Source organism: Nocardioides sp. P86 (assembly GCF_023712465.1).
Classification (GTDB): domain Bacteria; phylum Actinomycetota; class Actinomycetes; order Propionibacteriales; family Nocardioidaceae; genus Nocardioides; species Nocardioides kribbensis.
On the sequence record NZ_JAMAYE010000002.1, the window covers coordinates 45,594 to 61,692 of the forward strand.

12 protein-coding genes and 1 pseudogene are annotated in these 16,099 nt (G+C 70.5%); 4 read left to right on the top strand and 9 right to left on the bottom strand.

From position 1 onward, the window contains the following. Positions 1 to 67: 67 nt before the first annotated feature. Complete coding sequence (gene lnt / locus M3673_RS07735; protein ID WP_251532836.1) at positions 68 to 1,627, top strand: apolipoprotein N-acyltransferase; 1,560 nt, start codon at positions 68 to 70, stop codon at positions 1,625 to 1,627. Positions 1,628 to 1,703: 76 nt separating this feature from the next. Here the strand turns inward: lnt and M3673_RS07740 are convergent. Together M3673_RS07740 and M3673_RS07745 are read right to left on the bottom strand one after the other, a co-directional pair. Then, positions 1,704 to 3,635 (bottom strand): annotated as a pseudogene (locus tag M3673_RS07740) (cytochrome c oxidase assembly protein); the annotation flags it as partial. Next, positions 3,632 to 4,396, bottom strand: a complete 765-nt coding sequence (locus M3673_RS07745; protein ID WP_251532837.1) for a copper resistance CopC family protein — start codon at positions 4,394 to 4,396, stop codon at positions 3,632 to 3,634. The pseudogene M3673_RS07740 and the gene M3673_RS07745, both read right to left, overlap by 4 nt. On the opposite strand from M3673_RS07745, the gene M3673_RS07750 reads away from it, so the two are divergent. Beyond that, positions 4,370 to 5,293 carry a cation diffusion facilitator family transporter gene (locus M3673_RS07750; RefSeq protein WP_251532838.1) on the top strand — a complete coding sequence of 308 codons (924 nt, stop codon included), beginning with the start codon at positions 4,370 to 4,372 and terminating at the stop codon, positions 5,291 to 5,293. The two genes, M3673_RS07745 and M3673_RS07750, sit on opposite strands and share 27 nt — an antisense overlap. Before the next feature lie 777 nt (positions 5,294 to 6,070). Here the strand turns inward: M3673_RS07750 and M3673_RS07755 are convergent. From M3673_RS07755 to M3673_RS07780, 6 genes are all read right to left on the bottom strand, one after another. Then, positions 6,071 to 6,661: a cadmium resistance transporter gene (locus M3673_RS07755; protein ID WP_251532839.1), complete on the bottom strand. Its 591-nt coding sequence runs from the start codon at positions 6,659 to 6,661 to the stop codon at positions 6,071 to 6,073. A gap of 161 nt (positions 6,662 to 6,822) precedes the next feature. Further along, on the bottom strand, positions 6,823 to 7,284 hold the full coding sequence (gene lspA, locus M3673_RS07760; protein ID WP_285839303.1) for a signal peptidase II: 462 nt from the start codon (positions 7,282 to 7,284) through the stop codon (positions 6,823 to 6,825). Positions 7,285 to 7,319: 35 nt separating this feature from the next. Continuing rightward, positions 7,320 to 9,290 (bottom strand): cation-translocating P-type ATPase, encoded by a 1,971-nt coding sequence (locus tag M3673_RS07765; protein WP_251532844.1) that lies wholly within the window; start codon positions 9,288 to 9,290, stop codon positions 7,320 to 7,322. Further along, positions 9,287 to 9,691 carry a helix-turn-helix transcriptional regulator gene (locus tag M3673_RS07770; protein ID WP_214058796.1) on the bottom strand — a complete coding sequence of 135 codons (405 nt, stop codon included), beginning with the start codon at positions 9,689 to 9,691 and terminating at the stop codon, positions 9,287 to 9,289. Before M3673_RS07770 ends, M3673_RS07765 begins: the two co-directional genes overlap by 4 nt. An 849-nt stretch (positions 9,692 to 10,540) precedes the next feature. Beyond that, a complete protein-coding gene (gene ccsB / locus M3673_RS07775; protein WP_251532845.1) occupies positions 10,541 to 11,509 on the bottom strand; it encodes a c-type cytochrome biogenesis protein CcsB in 969 nt (322 codons plus the stop codon). After that, positions 11,506 to 13,020 (bottom strand): cytochrome c biogenesis protein ResB, encoded by a 1,515-nt coding sequence (locus M3673_RS07780; RefSeq protein ID WP_251532846.1) that lies wholly within the window; start codon positions 13,018 to 13,020, stop codon positions 11,506 to 11,508. The genes ccsB and M3673_RS07780 overlap by 4 nt, the downstream gene beginning before the upstream one ends. Positions 13,021 to 13,237: 217 nt before the next feature. Between M3673_RS07780 and M3673_RS07785 the strand changes: the two genes are divergently transcribed. Both M3673_RS07785 and M3673_RS07790 read left to right on the top strand, forming a co-directional pair. Beyond that, positions 13,238 to 13,606: a metalloregulator ArsR/SmtB family transcription factor gene (locus M3673_RS07785; protein WP_251532847.1), complete on the top strand. Its 369-nt coding sequence runs from the start codon at positions 13,238 to 13,240 to the stop codon at positions 13,604 to 13,606. Further along, positions 13,603 to 15,681, top strand: a complete 2,079-nt coding sequence (locus M3673_RS07790) for a cation-translocating P-type ATPase (RefSeq protein ID WP_251532849.1) — start codon at positions 13,603 to 13,605, stop codon at positions 15,679 to 15,681. Before M3673_RS07785 ends, M3673_RS07790 begins: the two co-directional genes overlap by 4 nt. A gap of 29 nt (positions 15,682 to 15,710) precedes the next feature. Here the strand turns inward: M3673_RS07790 and M3673_RS07795 are convergent, their stop codons facing one another. Beyond that, positions 15,711 to 16,040 carry a hypothetical protein gene (locus tag M3673_RS07795; protein ID WP_251532850.1) on the bottom strand — a complete coding sequence of 110 codons (330 nt, stop codon included), beginning with the start codon at positions 16,038 to 16,040 and terminating at the stop codon, positions 15,711 to 15,713. Positions 16,041 to 16,099 lie beyond the last annotated feature (59 nt).

Consider the following 16,099-nt stretch of genomic DNA (forward strand, 5'->3'; position numbering starts at 1 on the left):
GCGCTCCACCACGGTCAGTACTATCGGTCATAGTAATATTGTCCCACACGAGAACGAGGTCGCCCGGGTGTCGTCACCGCCCCGCCCGCCCCGCCCGGTCCAGCCGTTCCTGGTCCTGGGGGCCTCCCTGGGTGCTGGCCTGCTGGCCTCCGCCGGGTTCGAGCCGCTGGCCGTGGGATGGCTCGTCCCGCTCGGCACGGCATGCTGGCTTGCTGTCACGGCGGGAGCGTGCCGCACGGTCGCTGCCGCTTCCGGACTGCTCTTCGGGCTCGGGTTCTTCCTGCCCCTCCTGGCGTGGCTCGGCCCCTCCATCGGGGTCGGGGCCTGGGTGGGACTCGGCATCGTGCAGGCCTTGTGGTTCGGCCTCGCCGGGACCGCGGTCCGTGCCGTGCGCAGCGTGCCCGGCGCCGCCCTGGCGAGCGCAGCCGTGCTCACGGCCGTCGAGCTGGCACGGCAGTCCTGGCCGTTCGGCGGCCTTCCCTGGGGCCGCGCGGGCTTCTCGGTCGTGGACACGGCGTGGTCAGGGCTGCTGCCCTGGATCGGCGTGACCGGCACCACCTTCGTCTTGATGCTGCTTGCCACAACCGCCGCGGAGGCGGTGCGCGAGGCCGGCGTGTGGACGCTGTCCACCGTGGTCGTCGTCGCCGCCTGTTCGGTGATCCCGCAGATGGCGCCATCCGAGACCACCTCCAGCCAGGAGACGTTCACCGTCGCTGCGGTACAGGGAGGGGTCCCTGGCGACGGAAGATCGGTCGCGGCCTTTCACCGCAGCATCACCCGCGCCCACCGGGACGCGACGGTGCGGCTGGCCCAACAGGTGGCTGACGGCGACGTCGCGAAACCGGATCTGGTGGTCTGGCCGGAGAGCTCGACGGCCGTCGACCCCGTGAAGGATCCCCGCGCCCGGCGTGCCGTGGACGAGGCGAGCCGCGCGATCGGCGTGCCCCTGCTGGTGAACGGCATCGTGAGCGCCGACGACCCGGATGAGGCACTGAACCAGGCCCTGCTGTGGAACCCCGGCGGCGGAGCAGGTGCTCGGTACACCAAGCGCCATCCGGTCCCGTTCGGCGAGTACGTCCCTTTCCGCGACCTGCTCGGGGGCGCCTCGGACCGCTTCCGCGAGATCCCCCGCGACATGCTGCCGGGCCGCGAGACCCCGCCGATGGAGGTCGTCGGCGACGATGTCGTCGAGGTGGCCATGGCCATCTGCTTCGACGTGGCCTACGACGACGTCATCACGCCCCAGGTCGCCGCGGGCGCGGAGGTTGTGGTCGTGCAGACCAGCAACGCGACCTTCACCGGCACCAGCCAGCTGGACCAGCAGCTGGCCCTGACCCGTGCCCGGGCGCTCGAGGTCGGCCGCGCGGTCGTGGTCTCCTCGGTCAACGGGGTGAGCGCCGTGATCGATCCCGAGGGCGTCGTGGTCGCCCGGTCACCCACCCGGGTCACCGACGTCCTCGTGGAGCGTGTCCCGCTGGTCTCCGACCTCACCCCGGCGACACGTCTGGCTCCCGTGCTGGGACCGGCGGTGTGGCTGCTGGCTGTGTTGTCGTTGGGTCTGGCGTTGGTCCGGCGCCGCCGCCGGGCCGTCCCGACAGTCGTGCGAGGTAGTCGTTGTACGCGGTGAGCTCGGCGTCACCGGACCGGTCCTCGTGCCGGTCGAAGCGCCTGCGTTCCCGTCGGTCCGAGCCGACCCAGAGCGCGATCAGTGCCACGGCCATCACCGCCAGGGGGTAGTCGCCCAGGGCCCAGCCGATGGAGGCGCCGAGGTTCTGGTCCTCCAGCAGGGAGGCGCCCCAGTCGCGCTGGAGGCTGGAGAACCAGGGCTCGGCCAACACCCGGTTGCTCGACATCAGCGACACCGAGAAGAAGGCGTGGAAGCCGAAGGTGACCATCAGTAGCAGCGCACGGAACGGGAAGGCCGGACGCTCCGGGCCCGGGTCGATGCCGATGAGTGCGTTGCAGAAGAGGTAACCCGAGGCGAGGAAGTGCACCACCATCAGCTGGTGGGCGGTGTGGGCCTGCAGCGACAGCTCGAACAAGGAGGAGTAGTAGAAGGCCACCAGGCTGACCACGAAGAGGCCCGCTGCGACGACGGGGTGCCCGAGCAGCTGGGCCGGCAGGGAGTGCACGAGCCGGAGCAACCACTCGCGGCCACCGTCGGAGCCGTCCCGGCGGCGGGGGATCGCCCGCATCGCCAGGGTCACCGGCGCTGACAGCACCAGGAACATCGGCACCGCCATCGCGATGGTCATGTGCTGGACCATGTGCATGCTGAACAGCACCTCGCCGTAGGCGCCGGGTGCTCCGCTGGTGGCCCAGGTGAGCAGGGACCACCCGAGGACCCAGGTGAACGTACGCAGGGGCGACCAGTGGTCACCGCGCTGGGCCAACCGGCGCACCGCGACCAGGTAGGTCGCCACCATCACCACGGCGACCGGCAGCCACAGGGAGTCGATGTCCCACCGGGTGAACCAGCCGGCGGCGTCGAGCGCGGGTGGCAGGTCCTTGCCGAGCAGCGACTCGGCCGCGCTGAGGGGGCGTTCTGCCCCCGGGGCTGCCGGCGGCTCGGTCCGGCTCAGGGCGACGCCGGCCCCGGCCGCCACGGCCAGCACGGCGACGTCGAGTGCGACGACACGCAGGAATCGCCCCGGCCGCCCGGCCTCCATCTGGTCGATCAGCCTGGCCCGGTGCCACCAACCCAGGGTGCCGACCATGCCGAGCGCCGTGACCTTGACGAGCAGCACGGCACCGTAGCCCGACCAGAGGCCCGCGACCTGTTGTAGCCGCAGGGCTGCGCCGAGGGTGCCGGAGACCCCGACGACCAGGAACGACCACCCGGCCAGGGCCGAGTAGCGGCGCACGACCGTCACCAGCTGCGAGCCGAGCCAGGGACGAGCGAGCGCGATCGCAGCCAGACCTCCTAGCCACACCGAGGTGCCGAGCAGGTGGAAGGCCTGCAGGTTGACGGCGTCGTCGTGGTTCAGGGTCCCGGCCGCGTGGCCGGTCAGGGCCATCGGCCACAACCCGGCCAGGGCAAGGAGGACCAGCAGACCCACGGCACCTTGCCGGCCGGCGACGGTGCACCCGAGTGCCACCAGTGCCGCGATGGCGCTGCTGGCGAACAGATAGCGGCCCAGCTCGAAGTTCTGTGCGAAGAAGAGGGCCTGGCCCACCAGGCCCGGTTCGGTGAGCGAGACGCCGGCCGCGTCGGCGTAGGTCAGCACGATCAGCGCGGCACCGGCAGCGCTCCACGTCGCTGCGGCGAGCAGGGCCAGGTCCACCAGCCGCTGGCGAGGGCCTTCGAGGGCGTCCCGCCTCCCGCTGTCCTGGGATCTCGTCCTGGTGGCGCCGGCAGTGGGACCCACGCACCACGCTGCCACCACGAGGAGGCCGACGGTGACCATGGCTGCGATGTCACGCACGGACTGGACCAGAGGGATCCCGACCCGGACCGCGGCGCCGGGGTCGGGCAGGCCCGGCTCGGTCGAGGCAGACAGGGCCCCCACCGCGAGGAGCAGTCCCACAGCAGCGACCGGGGCGGTCAGGACCAGGACGTACCGGACGGCGCGGGTGCTCGGCGCCGGCCGGTCAGTCGGCACGGTGCTCGGCACTGTGCTCGGACCCGCGCTCATGAGGTCGACTCGCCGGATGGTGCGCGACGCGCAGGCAGCCGCCGCGCGCCCACGACCAGCAGCAGGGGGAGCGCGAGCACCACGACGACGAGCGCGGCCGCGATGGGGAGCCCGGCGGCCGACTGCTGCGCTGCCGGGATGGCGTCGGGGGCGCTGCTCACCGCGCCGGCGCCCGCCTCGTCCTGGGGTGCCGCGGTGTTCGCCGACACCTCGGGCGACGGCGACGATGGTGATGACGTGCTCGGGGCGCCGGCGACGCTGAACTCCAGTGCCCCCTCGATCGGGTGGCCGTCCACCGACGTCACGCGGAACCGCACCTGCCAGGGTGTCGTTCTCGAGACGTCGGGCACGGCGAGCGCCGAGGAGTCGGCGAGCAGGGTGTCGGTCGATCGGCCCTGGGAGACCGGCAGGCGGCCGAGCTGGCGACTCCCCACGCTCAGCACCACCGCGGCGAGGTCCGGTGAGACGTCCTCGCTGAAGACCAGTTCGACGGTGCCCGGGGCTCGGGCGACCCGATCACCTGCTGCCGGGACGGAGCCGACGAGGTCGGTGTGCGCCGAGGCCGGACTCGGCGTGACGAGGATTGCGACGAGCAGGGCGAGCAGCGTCAGCAGCGCCGGGGCGATGATGATCGGGACACGGTGGGTACGGGCGATGAGCGGGGACATCCGGTTCCTGCCTCTCGGGTCTACTATCGAGCATCGTAGTTGGCGTGTGTAGACGAAGGAGGGCGCATGGGTTTCGGACACGGGCACGGGCACGACGGGGGAGGCCCTGCTGGCCACGCCGGCGGCCGCCACCGGTGGCGGCTGGCGGTCTCCTTCGCCCTCGTCGCCGGGTTCTTCGTCGTGGAGCTGATTGCCGGGCTGCTGTCCGGCTCGCTGGCGCTGCTCTCGGACGCCGGCCACATGGCGGCCGACGTGGTCGCACTGGGCGCGGCGCTGCTCGCCACGAAGATCGCGACGAGGAAGGACACGACGGGTCGTCGCACCTACGGGTCGTACCGGGCCGAGATCTTCGCCTCCGGGCTCGCGGTCCTACTGATGCTGGGTGTCTCGGTCTACGTGGTTACCGAGGCCTTCTCCCGCATCGGTGAGGAGGTCGAGATCGCCACGGGCCCCGTGCTGGTGGTGGGCGTCCTGGGACTCCTGGTCAACGTGGCGGCCCTGATGCTGCTGCGTGCCGGCTCGGCCGAGTCCCTGAACGTGCGCGGCGCCTACCTCGAGGTCGTCGCCGACACCGTGGGCAGCCTCGGCGTCATCGCCTCCGCCATCCTGGTCGCGACCACGGGAGCGACCTACTGGGACACCCTCGTCGCCCTCGCCATCGGCCTCTTCGTGGCCGTGCGAGCAGTGTTCCTCGGCCGGCAGGTCCTCGCAGTGCTCGGCCAGCACGTCCCCGAGGGCATGGACATGTCCGACGTCACCACCGAGCTGGAAGCAGTGGGCGGTGTGGCGGGGGTCCACGACCTCCACGTCTGGGCGCTCACGTCAGGGATGCACGTCGCCACCGCCCACCTCGTCGTCGACCCCGGAGCGGACTCCCAGGACGTCCTGGTCCGGGCCCAGCAGGTGCTCCGCGAGCAGCACCGCATCGAGCATGCGACGCTCCAGGTCGAGGACGAGCCGTCCCAGGCCTGCCACGAGGTCACCTGGTAGGCACCGTGAGACCGACCCCACTGGGCCGGTGAATCGGAGAGCGGGGAGATCGCCGGTTCCCGCAAGCGGATGAACTGCACTTTTCGGGTGCGAAGATCGACCATGGTGTCGACAGGGCTGCGGCGTGCGTGCTGATGCCGTCCCAAGGCCCCGCAAGGCGATGCGGGCTGTAGATGCCCTCCGGCCCAGGGGCGAGAAGCCGCAGACCGCTGTTCGCAGGTCACAGAACACGGCCAAGACCGGCGAAGTTGACCTCGGGAAGAACAGGCCGCTCGTCGGGGCGGTTGGGGTCAAATCCTGCTGCCCTTAGTGGTGGCATGGCCCAGCGAGCCGTCTCTCGGCCGGCCAGGGACTGATCTGGTTGCCATTCACGGCGCGAATGCCGCAATGGTGGTGGCGGCTTCGGCTTCTCCTCGACGCCAGCGGCTACGTGCCCGAGGTCAGCGGTCAATTCGACGTTGTCACGACGGCTGCGCCCAGCTCGGAATGACGCAGCGCCCGCTGGTCGAACTCCTCTCGGGTTCGGTGCCACTGTGGCCGAACGCCGAAATCGGCGGTCGTGGTCGCCCAGATCCAGTTCGAACTGGTGTCAATGCTGCTCCCACTGGGTTCGTCACTGCACTGGTTTCAACCCAGACGTGGCCAGGACGGACCTGCAGTCCGCGACGGGATCGCCCGACATGGGTGCGACGGTTCCGGAGGGCTGCGAAGCCGGTGGCTGGCCTGACACAGCCGCCGTCAGTACTGATCTGGCGACGACGCAGAGGGGCGGCCTGCTCACAGCCCGAAGGCGCCGCCCTCGACCAGGATGACCACGCCGAGGCCGATGAGCACGAGGGGGAACAGGACCTGCTCCCAGCGCTCGAGCACTTCGGCGATCGGCTTCCGGGTGGCGACGAACTTTGCCGCCACCACCAGGACAACGACCAGGGCCAAGAACACGACGCAGTAGGCCAGGAGGGCACCCGTGCCGACGGAGAGGAACACCGGGACATAGACCCCGATGTTGTCTCCGCCGTTGGCAAACGTCACTGCTGCCACGACCCAGGCGCTGATCACCCGCCCCTCCATCGCTTCGTCCTCGTCGTCTCCGTTGCGCCAGACCTGCCAGGCGGCGTGCAGGCCCAGTAACAGCGGAATCAGACCGAAGTACGGAATGGCGTCGACGGGAAGGAACAACCCGGCCCCGAGTGTCACCGCGAGGGAGGCGAGGAGGATGCCGCTGAACCCCAGGTACTGGCCGAGGACGATCTTGGCCGTCGTGCCCCGCTGGCCGGCTCCGCGAGCAAAGAACAGAGACAGAACGATGATGTCGTCGATATTGGTGACCAGGAAGAGGCCGATTGCTTGAAGCGCGGAGGAGACCATGGCGGTTGCGTTCCTTCTGAGTACGGTCGTGGCGATGGGATCGCGGGCAGCCCCAACCTGTCGCGGCCCCGCGACGACGGGCACTGTGCGCGGTGTCTCTGCGCGTCCTAAGAGCACCGGGCAGGAGCCCTCGCATCCGTGTTGGCTGGATGGGCGGCCGGTTAAATCTCTTCTCTGGCCACCGTGCGTTCGGGGCGGAATTGCAGCATGGCGATCACGAGGAAACCGGTGACCAAGAAGGTGTCGGCGAGGTTGAAAGTAGGCCACCAACCGGTGTGCAGGTAGTCGGTGACGACGCCGTCGCGGGCACGGTCGATGACGTTGGCGACGGCGCCGCCGAGGACGGCCCCCCCGGCGATCCGCTCGATCCACCCGGCACGTGGGGCTCGATGCCACACATACGCCGCCAGGGCGATGGAGATCACGGTGGTGATCGCCACGATGACGCCCACCGGGAGCTCGTTGCCCATGCTGAACGCTACGCCCGAGTTGTACCCCAGCCGCAGCTGGAGCAGCCCGAGGTCGACGTTGGAGTCGGCGAGCCGCGCCTCGGAGACGGCTTTGGCGACGAGGTCGATCGACGCCGCTGTGAGGGCCACCAGCACCACCACCGTTCGACCCATCCGAGGTCGCCGGACGGCTGACCTGGTACCGCCGGTCACCTGACAGAGACTTCCATCGTCGGCGCAAGCAGGGCCGGCTGCGGAGCCGGCGCGGGCGGCAGCGGACGTGCGCGCCCGGCGCGGACCGCGTTGCCGATCACGAGGATCTCGGCGACCTCGTGGACGAGGACCACCGCGGCCAGACCAAGCAGACCGAAAGTGGCGAGCGGGATGAGGACGGCGATCAGGCCCAGGGAGAGGCCGACGTTCTGCAGCATGATCGATCGGGCGCGGCGGGCGTGGTTCAGGCTGTGGGGCAGGTGGCGCAGGTCCTCACCCATGAGCGCAACGTCGGCGGTCTCGATGGCCACGTCGCTGCCCATCGCACCCATGGCGATCCCGACGTCAGCGGTGGCTAGGGCGGGGGCGTCGTTGACGCCATCGCCGACCATGGCGGTGGGTCGTTGCTCGCGAAGCCGGCGGATGATGGCCGACTTGTCCTCGGGACGGAGGTCGGCATGCACCTCTGTGATGCCGGCTTGGGCGGCCAGGGCGGTCGCGGTGCGCACGTTGTCGCCGGTGAGCATCGCGACCTGGTAGCCGTCGGCGCGCAGGCGGGCCACGACCTCGGCTGCTTCGGGCCGCAGATCGTCGCGGACGGCGAGGGCGCCGATCACAACTCCGCCGTACTCCACGAGTACGGCGGTGGCGCCCGCCTCCTGCATGCGCCGCACCGGGTCGGCGAGCTCACCGGCCGGGATCCAACCTGGGCGCCCTAGGCGCGCGGGTCGACCGCCGACGGTTCCGGTGAGCCCGGCGCCCGTGACGGACTCGACGCCCTCGGCGTCACGGTGCTGCGAAACGGCGGCGAGGATGGCGCGGGCCAGGGGATGCTCGCTCCGGGACTCGAGGGCGGCGGCCACGTCGAGGATCTGCTCGCGGGTGTGGCCGGGTGCGGCGGTGACGTTGACGACGGTCGGCTCGTTGCGGGTCAACGTGCCTGTCTTGTCCAAAGCGACGCTCCGGATCCGCCCAAGTGCCTCAAGGGCGGCGCCGCCCTTGACCAGGGCGCCGATGCGGCTCGCGGCGCCGACTGCGGCGACCACGGTGACCGGCACGGAGATCGCTAGTGCACAGGGGGAGGCAGCGACCAGGACGACCAGGGCACGCTCGATCCAGGTGGCGGGGTCGCCGAGCAGGCTGCCGACGACGGCGATAACGGCGGCAAGGACCATGATCCCGGGGACCAGGGGTTTGGCGATCCGGTCGGCCAAGCGCTGTGCGTCGCCCTTGCGAGACTGTTCTGCCTCGACGATGTTGACGATGCGGGCCAGGGAGTTGTCGTCGGCGGTGGTGGTGACCTCGACCTCAAGGACACCGGTGCCGTTGATGCAGCCGGCGTAGACGGCGTCGCCCGGACTGGCTTCGACCGGGACGGATTCGCCGGTGAGGGCCGAAACATCAAGGGCGGTGCGGCCGACCCGGATGATGCCGTCGGTCGCGAGCCGTTCACCGGGCCGGACCAGGAGCAGGTCACCGATAACGAGATCGGCGGGCGCGATGGTGACCTGGTTGCCGTCGCGAAGAATCGTGGCCTCCACCGGGACGAGATTCAGAAGGGCGCGCAGGCCGCGACGGGTGCGGGCCACGGCGTACTCCTCCAGCCCCTCGCTGATGGAGTAGAGGAAGGCCAGCATCGCCGCCTCGGTGACCTGACCGAGGACGACAGCGCCTACGGCGGCGATCGTCATCAGGGTGCCGACGCCGATCCTGCCCTTACCCAGCCGTCTCAACGTGCTGGGTACGAAGGTCCAGGCGCCGAGTGCCAGGGCGACAGCGTTGAGCGAGGTCACCATGCTTGGGGAGGCGTCACTCAGATCAGCCGCGTAACCGGCGACCAGGAGGAGCCCGGCCAGAGCGGCGAATTGCAGTTCGCTGACCTCCCATAGCCGTTCCGGCTCGAGCTTCCCCGCTCCGTTGTCGTCGCTGCGTGGTTCGTCGGGGCCGCAGCCGCAGGCGTCGGTCACAGTCCGGGGCCCTTCGTGGTGGTGGTCGGAGTGCCTGGCTCAGATTCGGCAGTGGTGCCGGAGGGGCCGAAACGGGGGCAGAGTTCGACCCTCTCGCCAGTCAACGCGAGCAGTTGCTCGGCAGCGCCGAGCAGGTCCACCAGCTGAGGGTGGGCAATGGAGTAGAAGACCTGGCGTCCCTCCGGTCGGCCGACGATCAGCCCGCAGTCACGCAAGCAAGCGAGGTGACCGGACACAGTGCCCTGTGCCAGTCCGAGGGCCTCGGTGAGATCCACCACGCGACGCTCGCCGCCGCCTGCGAGCTGGCGGATGATGGAGAGTCGATTGCGGTCCCCGAGGCCGTGGAACAGTGCCGCTCCCCGCAGGAGAGCTGGGTCGGATATCGCCGTTGTCATTGGCATAGCCCGATGATAGCGATGAGAAGTTGGGTCGTCTACCCCGGGTGATAGCGGCCGGAAGGTTAGACATCTGGGGTGACGGCGGTGCACGTCGTGAGAGGCAGGACGGAGACTTGAGGCAAGGCCTCGTCCGAGGTGGACCTCGACGGTGCCGAGGAGTACGCCGCCGGCGCCGCCGCGCTGCGTACCCAGGCCACGCCCTTATGCTCTGTGCATCCAAAGCGTGGTGGTGGTCGCTGCGCTGTTGCTGGGGATTCCGGCCTGCCTGTTCAAGACGGGACACCGGGACGGGTTGACCTCGCGTGTCTGCCTGTACCCCTCGGCGGCACCGCCGAGCCCGGTCGGGTTGAGAGGGGGAGTTCCCCGCGCATCGAGTGGTCGTCGGAATTAGCGTGCAGCCCGACCTCCTGGTGGCCTCGGCGAGCGACCGACGCGCTGGACTCCGCTGTTGGGGCCGATTAGCTGCATTGTCTTCGGTGTGTGTGGATGGACTGCGATGTCTTGCGGCGTTACGGCCTCGCCGGGCGCACGCTGCAACGACATGAAGATCCCCACGCTGGAGGGCCGCCTGGCGTCTTCACCATCGAACCTGCCGTTCGGGAGTCGTCGGCGTGCACTGAAGGCAAGTTACCTCGTTGTGAGTCCCCGGCCGTGTGTGGGCCGGCTTTCGGCGCCACCGCGTGCGATCCTGCGCACCGACCCTGCCAGGCCTAGTCGTCGTCGCGTTGGTGGCGCGCCTCACGGGCATCGCGCCTGCGCCCCCGCGCCACGAGGTAGACCAGGGCGAGGGTGGCCACGACCGTGATCAACGCGATCACCAGGGTCGCGGCCTCCGACCCGCCACCGCCGCCCTCAGACACCGGCGTAGGAGTGCAGGCCCGGGATCCACATGTTGACCCCGAAGAAGTTGAACACGAAGGCCGCGTAGCCCGCGAGGGCGAACCAGGAGGCTCGCGAGCCCCGCCATCCGGTGGTGGCGTCGGCGTGCAGGTAGGCGGCGTAACAGACCCAGGTGATGAACGCCCAGGTCTCCTTGGGGTCCCAGCCCCAGTACCGACCCCAGGAGTTCTCGGCCCAGATGGCGCCGGCGATGACGGCGAAGGTCCAGATCGGGAAGGCGAAGACGTGGGCACCCCGCGCGACGCGCGACAGGGTGTCCGCTGTGGGTAGCTGGGCGGCGTACCGACCCCGGGTGCGGCCCGCCTGGGCCGCTCGGGCGTCGTGGCGCTGTCGGACCATGAACAGGATGGTCGTCAGGGCCCCGACGGTGAAGACGCCGCCGGAGATGATCGCGGCTGCGACGTGCACCACGAGCCAGTAGGAGTCCAGCACCGGCACGAGGTCGCCGGCGGGGGTGTAGAGGACCGTGACGGCCAGGCCGAGCGTGAGGACGATCGCGCCGACGATCCAGGCGCCGAGGTCGCGCACCGGCTGGCGGCGGAGCAGGGCCAGGTAGGTCGCCCCGGCTGTCATCGTGATGACGATCGCGAACTCGTACATGTTGCCCCAGGGAGCCCGCTCGGCCGCGAGACCGCGCGTGACGACGCCGGCCAGGTTCAGCAGCAGGCCCAGGACCGCGAGGGACGACCCGACCGCACCGACGCGGGCTCCTGGTGTGCCCGCGGTCGACGACGACGGCGCCACTCGACTCGGCGGTGCCGCTGCGGGTGCCCCGACACCCACCGCGACCGGGACCTCGGCAGTGACCTCCACCCCCCGGTTGACCCGCGCGGCGGTCTCGGCGGCGTACGCCAGCATCGCCAGCACGTAGACGGCGATGGCGGAGTAGATGAGGTTGTCGGAGAACAGGTCCCACGTCATCGGTTCGGCTCCTGGGTGTGAGTCTGGGTGCTGGGGCTCGGGGGAGGCGTGTCATGGCCGCGGAGGGCCGCGACCACCGCCTCGAGGTCACCCGCGGGCAACTGGCGTCGGGTCAGGGACCGCATGGCCACCTCGACGGCGACCAGCCCCTCGGCGGGGGCCGTGTCGGTGACACGGACCCAGAGCCGCCGGCGCCGGATGACCAGCGAGGTGGTGAGGCCGCCCAGCAGCAGCAACGCGGCGACCAGGCTGATCTCCTTGCCGGGGTCGTAGGCGACCTGGAAGTTAGCGAACCGCGAGACGCCGTCGAAGGTCAGGCTGCCCTGATCGTCGGGCAGGCGCATGGTCTCGCCCACCCTGAGCGGTTCCCTTAACGGGCTGCCGTCCTCGCCGAGCACGGGTTCCAGGTTCGTCGTGTCCAGGGTGTAGACCGACTGCGTGGTGCCGTCGGACATGCCGAGGTCGCCGGTGAACGCGGTCATCACCAGCTGGGGGTCGACCGGGCCGGGAAAGGCCGAGACCGGGCCGCGCCCGTCGGTTGCCGCGGTGGGCAGGAACAGGCCCTGGAAGCCCAGTCCGACCGGTTGGGCGTCGGGGGCCTTGACGACGCCGTCGGAGGTGAAGTTGGAGTCGGAGGGAAGGAAGATGACGGGCCCGGAGAAGGTCACGGCGCCGGTGCCGTCGCGGACGGTGACCTCGGGGGCGTAGCCGTGACCGGTGAGGAAGAACTTGGTCTCGTTGATGTCCAGAGGCGAGTTCGGCTTCACCTGGACCGCGCCGGAGCCCTCCTCGGACTCGTAGGAGACGCGGGCGTCGAAGCTGCGGGGCTCGCCCAGCTTGGCTGGATCGGTCTCGAACTCCGCGTCGAAGCTGTCGAGGGTGAAGCTGAGCGGCTCCAGGCCCTCCACGTCGGTCCACACCGAGGGGAAGAACTCGTCGTACTCGGCGCTCACGTTGGTGAACGAGCTGCCCTCGGCGACGGCGACGCGGCCCTCGAAGCCGTACAGGCGCCCGCCGGCGATGCCGACGAGCAGCACCAGCAGCGACAGATGGAAGGCCAGGTTGCCGGTCTCGCGCAGGTACCCCTTCTCCGCGCGCACCTCATCATCCACGACCCGGACACGGAACCGTCGGCGGCGCAGGGCGGCCGCCGCGGTCTCCAGCGCCTGGTCGGCCGGCTCGGCGGTGGTGAACGAGGCGTACTCCGGCTCCCTGCTCAGGTGTCGCGGGGCCGGGGGCGGTGCCGCGCGGCTCTCGCGCCACAAGCGCGCACAACGGGGTAGCACGCACCCGGTCATCGAGACCAGCAGGAGCAGGTAGATCGCGGCGAACCAGGGCGAGCCGTAGACGTTGAACAGCGACAGACGGTCCATCCACGGCGCGAGCTCCGGGTGCTGTACGAAGTACCGCACGACGGCCTGCGGGTCCGAGGCGACGTTGCGCTGGGGGAGGACCGAGCCGGGCACTGCCGCGACCGCGAGCAGCGACAACAAGATGACGGCCGTGCGCATCGAGGTGAGCTTTCTCCAGGCCCACCGGCCCCAGCCCCATTGCGGTCGCAGACCCCCGGGCTCCGCCACACCCGGGGGAGCTTCGCCTCGCTCCGGCGCGGTGGAGGTCGTCATGTGCTCATTCCGTCTCGAGGCATTCGGGGGCTACTACGGATCTTAGTAGACGGTTGGGTGGCGTTGGTCGGCAGGTCATCTCAAGGATGGTTAGAACGTTGGTATGACCGATGAGAGCTGCGAGCTGCTGTGCCTCGACCTACCGGAGGCGGAGCGGGTCCGCTCCCTGGTCCCGTCGGCCGAGGTGGCCGGGGTCTCAGCGGCGCGCTTGCGAGCGCTGGCAGACCCGACCCGCTTGCGGGTGGCCATGGCGCTGGCCGCCGCCGGCGGTGAGCTATGCGTCTGTGACCTTGCCTGGGTGGTGGGAACGTCCTCCGGGCTCGTCTCCCACCACCTGCGGCTGTTGCGGTCCAGCGGCCTGGCGGCCTCGCGGCGCGACGGCAAGATGGTCATGTACACCCTCAGCGAACCGGGAGAGGCGCTGTTGCGCTCCGTCACGGACAGCACTGTCGGGTCGCAGGTGACGTCATGAGCGACGCCTGCTGCGGTGGTGACGCACCCGAGGCCGTGGGTCCGGGGGAGCCCATCGACCCGGTCCGGCTGCGCGACGTCCGCGAGCTCAGGATCGCCGGCGCGGCCGGCGTGCTGGTGCTCCTCGGGTTCCTTGTTCCTCTGCTCGGTGGTCCCCTGGCGACCGGCTCCGGGGTCGCGGCGCACCTCGCTGCGGCCGCGTTGGGTGGCGTGACGTTCGTGCCAGGTGCGGTGCGCGGTCTGCGGCGACGCCGGGTCGGCGTCGCCACCTTGATGACCATCGCGCTCATCGGTGCGCTGGTGCTCGGCCAGGTCGCCGAAGCGGCCATGCTGGCGTTCCTGTTCTCCATCAGCGAGGCCCTCGAGGACTACTCGGTGACCCGCACCAGGCGTGGACTGCGCTCCCTCCTCGCGCTCGTTCCCACGGAGGTCTCCATCGAGCGCGGCGGCCTCACGGGACGCATCCAGGCCTCCGCGCTTGAGGTCGGGGATCTGATGGTGGTCATGGCCGGCGACCGGGTGGCCAGCGACGGCATGGTCCGCAGCGGCCGGTCCTCGCTGGACGTCTCGGCTATCACCGGCGAGTCGATGCCAGCAGAGGTCGGACCGGGCGACGTCGTGCACGCCGGCTCGGTGAACGCCAACGGCGTGCTCCGGGTGGAGGCCACCGCACGGGTCGAGGACAACTCGCTGGCCAAGGTGGTGGCCGTCGTCGAGGACGCTCAGCGGCTCAAGGGTGACCGGCAGCGGATCGCGGACCGCATCGCGCGTCCGCTGGTGCCGGCGATCATGGTGGTGGCCGCCCTGATCGCGGGGATCGGTTCGCTCCTCGGGGACCCAACGCTGTGGGTGGAACGCGCGCTCGTGGTGCTGGTCGCTGCGGCGCCGTGCGCCTTGGCTCTCTCGGTGCCTGTCACCGTGGTCGCCGCCGTGGGCGCTGCGAGCCGGTTCGGCGTGCTGGTCAAGGGCGGCGCGGCGATCGAAGCGCTCGGCACCGTCCGTACTGTCGCGCTGGACAAGACCGGGACGCTGACCGCCAACCGGCCCCGGGTGGTTGCCGTGGCGGCGGCCCAGGACTGGACCGAGGGCGAGGTCCTCGCAGTGGCGGCGGCCCTGGAACGACACAGTGAGCACCCGCTGGCCGCGGCCGTGCTCTCCGCGGCGGCAGAGGGTGCCGTCGTTCAAGGGGACGCGACCGAGGTCGAGGCGGTGCCGGGCCACGGACTCCGAGGTGTTCTGGACGGCCGTCCGGCGCGCCTCGGCAAGCCGACCTGGGTCCTGCCTGCGGCCTTGGCGGCCGAGGTGGACCGGTTGCAGGGATCAGGTGCGACCGTCGCGGTGGTCGAGGTCGACGGCGAGGTGGTCGGGGTGATTGCGGTGCGTGACGAGCTGCGCCTGGAGGCGGCCGAGGTGGTCGCCGATCTTCGTGCGCGTGGCATCGACGTGGTGATGCTGACTGGGGACCACGAGCGGACCGCGCGGGCCATCGCTGCGGAGCTTGGCATCACTCGAGTCCATGCCAACCTGGTCCCGACGGATAAGTCGGACCTGGTGGCTCGGCTTCGCAGTGAGTCGGGCCGACCGGTGGCCATGGTGGGTGACGGCGTGAACGACGCCCCGGCACTCGCCGTGGCCGACGTGGGCATCGCGATGGGCGCGATGGGAGCAGACGTCGCCATCGAGGCCGCAGATGTCGCCCTGATGGGCTCGGACCTGCGGCACCTCCCTCAGGCCGTCGGCCACGCACGTCGAGCCAGGGGCATCATGCTGCAGAACATCGCGCTGTCACTGCTGATCGTGGTGGGCCTGGTCCCGCTGGCCGCGCTCGGCGTCCTTGGTCTGGCCGCCGTCGTGCTGATCCACGAGGTGGCCGAGGTGTTCGTCATCGCCAACGCCGTCCGGGCCGGGCGCGTCGCCGCCCTTGACGGCGTCGAGGCGCCGCCCGAGGCCGATCCCGGCCGGGACCTCGGCACGGTCCAGGTGGCGGAGGACGGCTGCGCATGCTGTGCGCCATCGGCCGACGCATCGGTCGACGCATCGGTCCTGGGAATCGGTGGGGCGGCGCGGGGCGCCTGAGGGGTTCTCCCCACGCGCGCGGTCCTGGCTCAGGCCGGGGGGTCCTCGTGGGGCCGCTCGGTGTCCTCGTCGGTGGGTTCGGCGTCATCCAGCACGGGGTCGGGGCCCGGCGAGCGTTCGACGCGGGTGGCCAGCAGTGCGCCGAGCACGACGAGACCGATGACGGCGGCCGGGATCAAGAAGCTCCACCCGAATCCACCTACGCTGCCGCCTCCGGTGCCCTGGGCGGTGCTTGCCGAGGCTGGCGCTGGAACGAGTACCGCCAGGGTTGCGATCACAAGAGCGCCGAGCAGCACAGGTCGCGCCGCGAACCGAAACCCGCGGTCGGTGCGACCAGGCAGGTGCTCTTGAAGTTTCATACTATGAACGATAGTAGGACTGTCTTGGTGCGGACACGCCTACACGGTGCGTGCCCGCA